This window comes from Bradyrhizobium monzae (assembly GCF_021458635.1).
In the GTDB taxonomy this organism is placed as follows: Bacteria; Pseudomonadota; Alphaproteobacteria; order Rhizobiales; family Xanthobacteraceae; genus Bradyrhizobium.
The window spans coordinates 352,815-362,972 of record NZ_JAIRDQ010000007.1; the positions used below are offsets into that span (position 1 = coordinate 352,815).

At 60.5% G+C, this 10,158-nt stretch carries 6 protein-coding genes and 2 pseudogenes; 5 read left to right on the top strand and 3 right to left on the bottom strand.

Annotated elements, in window-relative coordinates:
* The first annotated feature begins 316 nt into the window (after positions 1 to 316).
* A complete protein-coding gene (locus K3F49_RS26070) occupies positions 317 to 904 on the top strand; it encodes a MarR family winged helix-turn-helix transcriptional regulator (RefSeq protein ID WP_276575424.1) in 588 nt (195 codons plus the stop codon).
* 352 nt (positions 905 to 1,256) lie between these two features.
* Here the strand turns inward: K3F49_RS26070 and K3F49_RS26075 are convergent.
* From K3F49_RS26075 to K3F49_RS26085, 3 genes and pseudogenes are all read right to left on the bottom strand, one after another.
* Positions 1,257 to 2,457, bottom strand: a pseudogene (locus K3F49_RS26075) (IS91 family transposase).
* A gap of 10 nt (positions 2,458 to 2,467) precedes the next feature.
* Positions 2,468 to 3,343 (bottom strand): annotated as a pseudogene (locus K3F49_RS26080) (tyrosine-type recombinase/integrase).
* Positions 3,344 to 3,505: 162 nt separating this feature from the next.
* On the bottom strand, positions 3,506 to 6,343 hold the full coding sequence (locus K3F49_RS26085; RefSeq protein WP_234683774.1) for an ATP-binding protein: 2,838 nt from the start codon (positions 6,341 to 6,343) through the stop codon (positions 3,506 to 3,508).
* Between the two features lie 437 nt (positions 6,344 to 6,780).
* Between K3F49_RS26085 and K3F49_RS26090 the strand changes: the two genes are divergently transcribed.
* The 4 genes from K3F49_RS26090 to K3F49_RS26105 all read left to right on the top strand — a co-directional run bounded on the left by K3F49_RS26090 (position 6,781) and on the right by K3F49_RS26105 (position 10,114).
* On the top strand, positions 6,781 to 7,755 hold the full coding sequence (locus K3F49_RS26090) for a zinc-dependent alcohol dehydrogenase family protein (RefSeq protein WP_452101123.1): 975 nt from the start codon (positions 6,781 to 6,783) through the stop codon (positions 7,753 to 7,755).
* 30 nt (positions 7,756 to 7,785) lie between these two features.
* Positions 7,786 to 8,085, top strand: coding sequence for a tautomerase family protein (locus tag K3F49_RS26095; RefSeq protein ID WP_234683776.1), 300 nt, complete (start codon positions 7,786 to 7,788; stop codon positions 8,083 to 8,085).
* 130 nt (positions 8,086 to 8,215) lie between these two features.
* Entirely contained in the window at positions 8,216 to 9,040 is an 825-nt protein-coding gene (locus K3F49_RS26100) for an alpha/beta fold hydrolase (protein ID WP_234683799.1), read from the top strand.
* A 105-nt stretch (positions 9,041 to 9,145) separates the two neighbouring features.
* Positions 9,146 to 10,114: an MBL fold metallo-hydrolase gene (locus K3F49_RS26105; protein WP_234683777.1), complete on the top strand. Its 969-nt coding sequence runs from the start codon at positions 9,146 to 9,148 to the stop codon at positions 10,112 to 10,114.
* Positions 10,115 to 10,158 lie beyond the last annotated feature (44 nt).

Consider the following 10,158-nt stretch of genomic DNA (forward strand, 5'->3'; position numbering starts at 1 on the left):
GCGCATGATTCCCCTTCGTTAGGGGATTTGAACCATGGCTCGGCAGTCAGGCTCAATGAGCCCTGCCCACGAGGTTGGCCGCGATGTGTGCCCGAAAGCGAATGCTCACTCTGGGTTTTGTCGAGTTTGACCCATTGGGACGTGCCCCAGCGGAGCCCGAAACGGTTCTCTTGTTGCTATGGCCAATCAGTTGCAATCGATCGCTGGCGCGCAAGTCATAGTTGCAAAACCTATGTATGTGTTGACCTCTCCCAACTAGACGTGCACTGCCAATTGCCACGATGAACATGCAGTGGCATGTAAGCAAAGGTGCGGGATGATTGCGGCAGCTCGGGAAGCAGTCGATCTGCTGGTGCAAGCGGGGAATACCTGGCATTTTGATGGTACCCGACAGGGATTGCATGATCGAGACTGGATGGCCTTGCGGTTTCTGGCTCGTGCCAATCGGTTCTCACGGACCCCCTCAGCACTAGCTCAGTTCGTCGGCCTTACTCGAGCCACCGTGTCCCAGATGGTCAAGGACTTGGAGGGAAAGGGCTACTTGGAGCGCAGGCGTTCTCCTATAGACAAACGGTCAGTAACTCTAGCTGTGACGCCGCAAGGCGAGAGGATCCTCGCAGGCGATCCAATTAAGCCGCTTGTGAATGCAATTTTCGCACTTGAGCCTGGCGCAAATAAGTTTCGAGACATACTCCGTCAGGTCTTGGATGGTTTGAGCACCACTCAGCACTCCCATCATGCAGATACGTGCAAGGACTGCATTTTTTTGGCAGGAAAGGCTCCAGAACTTCCGCGCAAAATGCAGGCCGAATTTACCTGCCGATTTTTTCGGGCAGGTATCACAAGAGGCGAGCTCGACCTTCTATGCGTTAATTTCGAACGTCGAGAAAGCCGTAAACGTTGAGGGCCGCTTCTGTGAAGGGTTTCGGATGCCGGCCGCTTGAGGGACAGCGCGGCGTGTTCCGGCGGCCGGCGTCCGAAAGCCTCCAAGGGAGGAAACCGCGCTTGAGGGAACGTAAGGCCGTGCCGCGGGCTCTATGGGGATTTGAGTGCCACGGGCGACCTGGCTGGTTTGAATCGAGCCGATGCAACGAGTTGTGCGACGGTGGAGCGGCTGACGAATGAGTGGCGGGTGACGTCGAACTGGATAGGTTGCCCGACGATTTGCGACGGTAGGCAGAGAGCTGAACGTGCTCTGCCGTGGCCGGGCGAGAGCCGGCGAGCGCGACGGGCAGATTTGCGGAATTGTGACACGGTCATGAGGTGTCGAGCCTGATGACGGTCGCGGGAGCTGTCGGCCGATGTCGTGGCGTTGCACCGCGTTCGAAGACCTCGATGATGATCATGCGACCGCCGCAGCATGGACAAGGTGGCTTGGTGGGATCGTCGGCGGTAGCGGTGGGCTGGGCCTCAGGTTCTGCAACGGCGATCAGCTCACGGGCGCGTGCGATGTTGTCGGCGCAAGCGCCTTTTGCGAACAAAACCGTAATGGCGGATGCGGTGAAGGCCCTTGGGCAGCACGTGGATGAGAAAGCGGCGGATGAACTCGTCGATGGCGAGCGTCATCACCTTGAACCGGCCGGGTCCCTTGGTCCTGTAATCCTTCCACTTGAAGGTGACGCCGTTGTGGTCGAGCGCGATGAGGCGGCTGTTAGAGATGGCAACGCGGTGGGTGTAGCGCGACAGATAGGCCAGCACGGCCTCGGGTCCGCCGAATGGCCGCTTTGCGTAGACAACCCATTCGGTCTTGCGCAGCGACGCCAGAAGGGCCGCGAAGGATTTGGCATCGCCCGGCTCTGTGTGCTGGCCGAAGAAGCTCAGGCGGCCGGCTTGGTGGGCGGCGACGAGCTTCTCCAGAAACAGCCGCCGGAACAGGCGGGAGAGCACGCGCACGGGCAGGAAGAAGCCCGGCCGGCGGGACACCCAGCGCTGGCCATCGGGTGAGATGCCGCCGCCCGGCACGATCATGTGCACATGCGGGTGATGGGTCAGTGCCGAACCCCATGTGTGCAGCACGGAGGTGATGCCGATCCGGGCGCCCAGACGCCTGGGATCGGCGGCGATGGTCAGCATGGTCTCGGCCGAGACCTTGAACAGGAGATCGTAGAGGACGGCCTTGTTCTGGTAGGCGATGTCGGCGATGGCCGCAGGCAGGGTGAACACCAAATGATAGTAGGGCACCGGCAACAGGTCGGCCTCGCGCTCGGCGAGCCAGTCCTTGGCGGCGGCGCCCTGGCACTTCGGGCAGTGCCGGTTGCGGCAGGAGTTGTAGGCGATCGCCGTATAGGCGCAGTCCGCGCAGCGCGCGACATGGCCGCCGAGGGCTGCCGTGCGGCAACTCTCGATCGCCGACATCACCTTCAGCTGGTCGAGGCTGACATGGCCGGCATGGGCTTGACGCCAGGCCGGGCCATGGCCACGGAGGATATCCGCAACCTCCAAAGCCGGGCGCGACATGCGCGCCGCGTCAGCTGGGTGGCCGGATCTCCTTGAGCTTGAGCGCGATGTGCTCCAGCGGGCTCATGACCTCGCTGATCGTCTTGGTGGCGACGCGGGTATAGAGCGCCGTGGTGTCGAGCTTGGCGTGACCGAGCAGCACCTGGATCACGCGGACATCGATGTTCTGCTTGAGCAGGTGCGTGGCGAAGCTGTGCCTCAGGGTATGCAGCGAGACGCGCTTGTTGATCTCCGCGATCTGGGCAGCGGCATGACAGGCGCGATTGAGCTGGCGCGTCGTCATCGGCTGGGCCGGATCGCGGCCCGGGAACAGCCAGCCCTGCGGGCGCGCTGCCTTCCATCAGGTCCGCAGCAGGTCGAGCAGGCTTGGCGACAGCATGACGTTGCGGTCCTTGCCACCCTTGCCCTGCTCGACGCGGATGATCATGCGCTTGCTGTCGACGTCGGAGATCTTGAGCGAGACCACCTCGTTGGCGCGCAGGCCGGCGCCGTAAGCGACACTGAGCGCCGCCTTGTATTTGAGCCCTGGCGCAGCGTCGAGCAGCCGCGCCACCTCCTCCACGCTCAGCACCACCGGCAGCTTGCGGGGCTCGTGAACGACATGGGTATGCTCGATGATCTCGTGGCGCCTGAGCGTGACCTTAAAAAAGAACCGCAAAGTCGATACGGTCTGGTTGAGCGTTGGCACGCCAACGCCGCTCGCTGCCAGATGCAGCTGGTAGCGCCGCACGTCCTCGAAGCTCGCCGTATCGGGTGATCGCCCGAGAAACGCGGCGAAGTTCTTGACCCTTTGCACGTAGTCATGTTGGGTCTTCGGCGCGAACTTGCGGATCGTCATGTCTTCGATCATGCGCCGGCGCAACGGGCTCATTGCCTCGTCGGTCATGGGGATGCTCCTGTCTTGGGTGAAGGTCGCGAACCCCTCATCTCAAGACAGGACGCCCCGTTGCGCTATCCTCTCAGCCCTGCCGGCCGCCGTCGCGTTCTACCGCGCGAGCGGTTTAGTCCGTTGACCCGAACCGGACATGCCCTCAGAAGACCCTCGCCGTCAGTCGGCGACTTGCCTTCCGAGCTGGTCTAACAAAGCCCTAGCAGCCCTCAAGTCCGCAGTCGCGAAACCTTCAGTAAAAAGGGCATGAACCTCGGCCAATATTACCCTTGCCTCAGGAAGCCGGCCCTGTCGGACCATCAGTCTCGCGAAGCTCGTCGAGGTTCGAAGCCGCCACGACAAGGCGCGCTGATCGGCGGCAATGGTCAAAGATTGCAGGAAGCAGGATTCGGCACCTCGCAGGTCTGAGGCTTGCGCCAGCAGCTCTCCATATACACGCAACAATTCCGGCCTATTGTAGACGGCAGTTTGATCCGCAATTAGGGCGATTTCCCTCATGAGGTTCAAGGCCTGATCGAGGTCCCCCTCAGCGGCAAGGCTCTGGGCCAAAGTGCAGCTAAGCCAAGGGGTGTAAAGATTGTATTTTTCGACGTGCAAGTCGTTCAGGGACTCCCGCAACAATCTGATGCCAGCTTCCAACTCGCCGCGTCGAACGAGGATATCGCCCTTAAGGCCTACTCCGACCGACCTATACGGAGACAAAGAGTGCTCGCCGGCATGCTGGACCAACCGTTCGACGTAGTCTTCTGCCGTGGCAAAATCGCCTGCCCAATGAAACACGCTTGCGCCCCAGATAAGAGCAAGACAGGCGGTCACTGGATCTTGTTGTTCCAAAGTCTGAGCAGCATGTGCTGTTTCGATCGCTTGGTCCGGAAGGCCCAGCAACCACAAGGTCCTGGCCAGCACGATTTCCGGATCCCCGTGAAAGCCGAAAAAATTCGCAGCGAGCCGCTGGAGGCTCGCAGGCCGCCGAAGGGACGCCGCCAGTGCGGTCCGCGATTCGGTTAGATTGCCACTCAGATGATGGGAAATACCTGTCATCACCTGTGCTGCGGCAATAGCCGTGAGGTCTCCAAGATTCCGCGCAATCGCTTCAGCGTGTAACGCGGTCGGCAAAAGCCCGGCAATGTCTCCGACCCGACGATCATACATGTGCAGACCGCTGAGCAGCCGGAGTTGCGAAGCCCGGTCGTCCAGCGCTTCGGCAATCTCCAATGCGCGCTCAAGTGCCGAACGCGCCTGCTCGCTGTTGCCCCGGGTAAACATCAGGGAATAGCCGAGTTCGGTCAGAAGCATCATTTCGCAACGTGAGGCGCCCATGTTCCCATCGAGAACAGCAAGTGCACGCTCGCACCAATTTTGGCACTCACCGAGCAGCGAGAGACCGGCGAACAGTCGAGCCGCGCCGGCCGCAAGCTGCACTCCGAGGCTTGCATCTCCGGTCCCGGAAAAACTCCATTCCAGCGCTGCTCGAACATTTCCAAGTTGTTCGGGACCGAGCGACGCAAACGATTGCGGCACGGTTGTCGGATCCGTTCCATTGCGCGCAAGTCTCTCCTGATAATGGAGCGCGTGGCGACGGGCAATCACGTCCGCTTCGCCACTCTCTCTGAGCTTGACTTGCGAGTACGCGCGCGTGGTATCCAGGAGCCGATACCGTCTTAATTCCCTGTTGGTTTCGGTAAAAACAAGGGACTTTCCTACGAGGTCCCCCAGCGCTTCGACAACTCTTCCCCGGTCTATGTGGTCGTCTGCCGCCACTGACTGGGCTTCCTCCAGTGTGAACGGCCCGACGAAGACGGACAACCGCCGCAGCACTATGCGCTCCCGATCTGGAACCAGGTCGTGGCTCCACTCCAGGGTTGCATTCAGCGTCTGATGGCGCGCCATAGCCGTGCGACGCCCCTGCCACAACAATTTCATCTTGCTGTCCAGGAGCTGAGCCGTTTCCTGTAAGCCGTGTGTGCTGACGCGACCGGCTGCGAGTTCGACGGCAAGCGCAATGCCGTCCAGCTTGCGGCAGATTTCGCCGACGATCTGCGCATCCGCGTCGTTTAGCTCGCGTCTGTGACCTCCTGCGACGGCCCTTTCAATGAATAGGCGCGCGGACGAGTATTCTAGCAGCTGATCGACGCCCATGGCATGGTCGGCCGGTGGAACAGCCAGCGGCGACAGCGGATATACGTGCTCGCCTTCGACCCGCAGCGGCTCACGGCTCGTAACCAGGACGCCGGCGCGAGCAGCCCCCTGGAAAATGGCCTCGGCAATTGCTGCGGCCGAGTCGACGACATGTTCGCAGGAGTCCAGAACCAGCAGTACCTGACGATCTCGCAAATGGCCGATGATGCTGGAAGTCGGATCACCCGACTGAACCAGGAGTCCAAGAGAGGCAGCCATTGCATGCGGCACGGAGCCAGCGGGTTTGAGCAAGCCAAGGTCGAGGAAGCAGATTCCGTCTTGGAACTGTTCAATCAGCCCGTGAGCAACGGCAAGCGCGACCGTGGTCTTTCCGATCCCGCCGGGCCCGTGAATTGTCGTGAATCGGTGTGAAGTCAGAAGTTCTGCAACGGCGCGGACGTCATCATCTCGCCCGATCACCCTGGCCGGCCTTCGCGGCAGTCCGCTGGCATGTTCGTGGCGCGGCTCAAACGAGACGTTATCCCGCGCCGCGTTCCGGCGATCGACTTCGCCGACGAAGCAATAACCTCGCCCAGCCACGTTCGCGATGTAGTTTGCCCCCTCCCTGCCGTCCCCCAATGCCCTACGGAGGTTTGCGATGTGAACGCGCAGGCTGCTTTCCTCCACGGTGACGTCAGGCCACACTCCCGCGGTCAGCTGCTGCTTCGACATGATGTTGCCGGCGTTCTCGATCAACAGGATGAGAAGATCAAGTGCGCGGCCACCAAGTGGCACATGCGCATCCTGTTTGAGGAGCCTCCGCTGCGATGGAAACAAGCGGAATGGACCAAATTCAACGCATGCTAGAGTGGCGCTCATCACGTCTCCCGGCAGCGTTAAATTCGGAAATGGATGTCTGATCGGCCAAACTGATACCCTAAAGAATTAGGCAAACGCCATCAGCCGGTGCAAAATGGGTCTGCGCCTCATCGAACATATTCCGACTGGGCTCCAGTCGAGGCAAGAGTGCCTGAGCTGCCCTTTTTCATTATAGCACGGTCACGATGTGCAAGGCGCGGTCGGACGGCCGCAGCCGCCGGCGACGCGACCTTCAAGCTGCTTTGACAGTCGCGGGGGCGTCGCTGCGCTCACGTAATATCACGCCGGCTCCGGCCCGCTGCGCGGGCGTCACAACAACTCACACCGATTCACTGGCGTCTGGCGGGTCGATGCGGCCATGGTCTGTCGCAACGCTGGCTCTTCAGCAAGCAGTCATTCACGAAGCGAGCAGGCAGATCATGACTACGAAAAACTCAATGGTTGCCATGATTTCTCATGGAGACAGTGCGCCATTCGTCCGCGAGACACTCGCTCGCCCGACGGCTGGTCCGGGCCAGGTGCTGGTTCGTGTCAAAGCGAGCGGTGTCAATCCGCTGGATCTCAAAATCCGGAGCGGAAAGGCGCCTCATGCCAAGCACCCGCTTCCTGCGATCCTAGGGATGGACCTGGCAGGAACGGTCGAGGCGGTCGGAGCCGACGTTGCGGCCTTTGCACCCGGCGACGAGGTCTATGGGCTCACTGGAGGTATCGGCGGTCTGCAGGGATCCCTGGCGGAATTCGCCGCGGTCGATGCGGATTTGCTCGCGCCGAAGCCCGCAAACCTCACCATGCGCGAAGCAGCCGCGATCCCGCTGGTCTTCATTACGGCATGGGAAGGCCTGGTCGACCGCGCCGAGGTCCATGCGGGACAGAAAGTTCTGGTTCAGGGAGCCGGCGGCGTCGGCCAAATGGTCATCCAGATCGCCCGTGCCTTCGAGGCGGAGGTGTACGCCGTGGACAAATCTGCTCAGCGCAGTTCGATCGAACAGCTCGGCGCCACAGCCATCGATCGCCACCGCTTTACAGTCGAAGAGTATGTGGACGACCACACCAAGGGGCGCGGTTTCGACATCGTCTACGACACAGTCGGTGCCCTGGACGCTTCGTTCAACGCGGTCACGCGCTTTGGTCGCGTCGTCAGTTGCCTGGGCTGGAGCACCCATTCTCTTGCTCCGCTCTCGTTCCGGGCGGCAAGCTATTCGGGCGTGTTTACTCTGCTGCCAATGCTGACCGGCCAGGGTCGAGCCCATCACGGACAAATCCTGCGCGAGGCAACGCGACTCGCGGAGGCCGGAAAGATAACGCCTCGTCTCGATCCGCGCCGATACACCTTCAATTCCGTGTCTGACGCCCATCGGGCGATCGAAGATCGCAGCGCCGCGGGCAAGATCGTCATCGATATCGGCGAATAACCAACCACAAGAGCAACAAGGAGAATTGTCATGCCTTTCGTAAACGTCAAGCTGGTCGACGGTGTCTTCACGCCCGAGGAAAAACACGCCATGGCCAAGGCCCTCACCGATGTGATGGTCAAATTCGAGGGATCGGAAGCCTTCCGCGAAGTGGTCTGGGTGCTGATTGAAGAGCTCCATACCGACGGTTGGCACATCGGCGGACGTCCGTTCGAGGGACCGAAGTCGCTGATGGACACGCTCGGAAAGTCGAAGGCTGTCTACGAGACTATCAACGGGCGGCCGACCACGCGCGAGGAACTTGCCCGGGCCGCGCCCATCCGCAGCTGACTCGGCTCTGCAGTTCACCTGGCTGCCAACACTGCAGTTCCGGCTGCAGATTCACCGAACGCTGTCCAATTGGCTGTCCTCAGACAAAGTTGATCACAGACCACCATCGGTAAAGGGAAGGACTATGACCATGAATACCATCACGACCAAAGACGGCACCCAGATCTTCTACAGGGATTGGGGTTCGGGCCAGCCGATCGTCTTCCATCACGGATGGCCCCTGAGCGGAGACGATTGGGACAATCAAATGCTGTTCTTTCTCCAGCATGGTTATCGTGTGATCGCTCATGACCGGCGCGGCCACGGTCGCTCCACGCAGACCTCCAAGGGCAACGACATGGACACCTATGCGTCCGACGTCGCCGAACTTGCAGCACAGCTGGACCTGAAGAACGCGATCCATGTCGGGCACTCGACCGGAGGCGGCGAAGTCGTGCGGTATGTTGCGAAGCACGGTAACGGCCACGTTGCGAAGGCTGCGCTCATCAGCGCCATTCCGCCTGTCATGCTGAAAAGCGAAATGAATCCGGGGGGAACGCCGATGGAGGTCTTCGACGGCTACCGGACGTCGCTCGCAGCCAACCGTGCCCAATTCTACCTCGACGTGGCGCGCGGCCCCTTCTATGGGTTCAACCGGCCCGGAGCAGCAATCGCCGAGGGCATGATCCGAAACTGGTGGCGCCAGGGAATGATGGGCAGTGCGCTTGCGCACTACGAATGCATCAAGGTCTTTTCGGAGACCGACCTCACGGACGACCTCAGGAAGATCGACGTGCCGATTCTCATCATGCACGGCGATGACGACCAGGTCGTACCGATCACCGATTCGGCCGAGCTTTCGATCAGGCTCGTGAAGAACGGAACGCTCAAGATCTACAAAGGCCTTCCCCACGGGATGTTCGCGACCCATCCGGAGATCATCAACAGGGATCTGCTGGCGTTCATCCGGGGATGACCATGCGCGAGCTGGCCGAAGGCGACATCGTCCTCGGTCAGCCTGTCCTCACCTCAGCGCCCATTCAGCACGCCAGCGCCATGCCGCCGGCAATGGAGACACGTCATGACCAGCACAGACAGGCTTTCACGCCGCGGATTCTGCCTTTGCTGCATCGGAGCAACCACGATGGCCGCAACAGGAGGCTGGCTAAGCCCGCAACAGTCCTTCGCCAAGGCACAGGGTATCGTGGACATGATCCGCGCCGACGCGGCGATGGCCTCCATCAAGACCTACAAATTGCGTGGCAACGTTGCCATTCTGGAAGGATCGGGCGGCAACATCGCGGTGCTGACGGGATCCGACGGGAAGCTACTCGTGGATGCCGGCATCACGGCGACACGCCCGCGGATCATGGAGGCCCTTTCCGGCCTCGACAGTGCGCCGGTGAAGCATTTGGTCAACACGCATTGGCATTTCGATCACGCCGACGGCAACGAATGGGTCAACAGGGAAGGAGCAACGATCTTCGCCCACGAGAACACGCGCAAGAACCTCATGGCCGCGGTCCGCGTAGAGGATTGGGATTTCAATTTCCCCGCAGCGCCGTCCTCCGCCATTCCGACCGAAACATTTCCTGACGAGACGACCATCACATTGAACCAGACGAAGGCAATCCTGAAGCACCACCCGAACGCTCACACTAACGGAGACATCACCGTAACATTCGCAGAAGCCAACGTGCTGCATGCCGGCGACATCTATTGGAATGGCATCTATCCATTCATCGACTACTCCACCGGCGGGAGCATCGACGGCACAATCCAGGCGGTCGAGGCAATCCTTGCAAATACCGATGGCCAGACAATCATCATCCCCGGGCACGGACATCCTATAAGCAACGGGTCGGAGCTCAGGGATTATCGCGAAATGCTTGTCTCGATTCGCGATCGGATTTCCAAGCTCAAGAGCCAGAACCGAACTCTCGATGAGATCATTGCGGCAAATCCAACGGCGCCTTTTGATCAGAAATGGGGTCAGTTCGTAATCACTCCAGCCTTCTTCACGAAGCTTGTTTATGAGGGGTTGACGTAGTGCAAAGGACTCGGGACAGTCATCCGTCCATTTCAAGTCCGCTC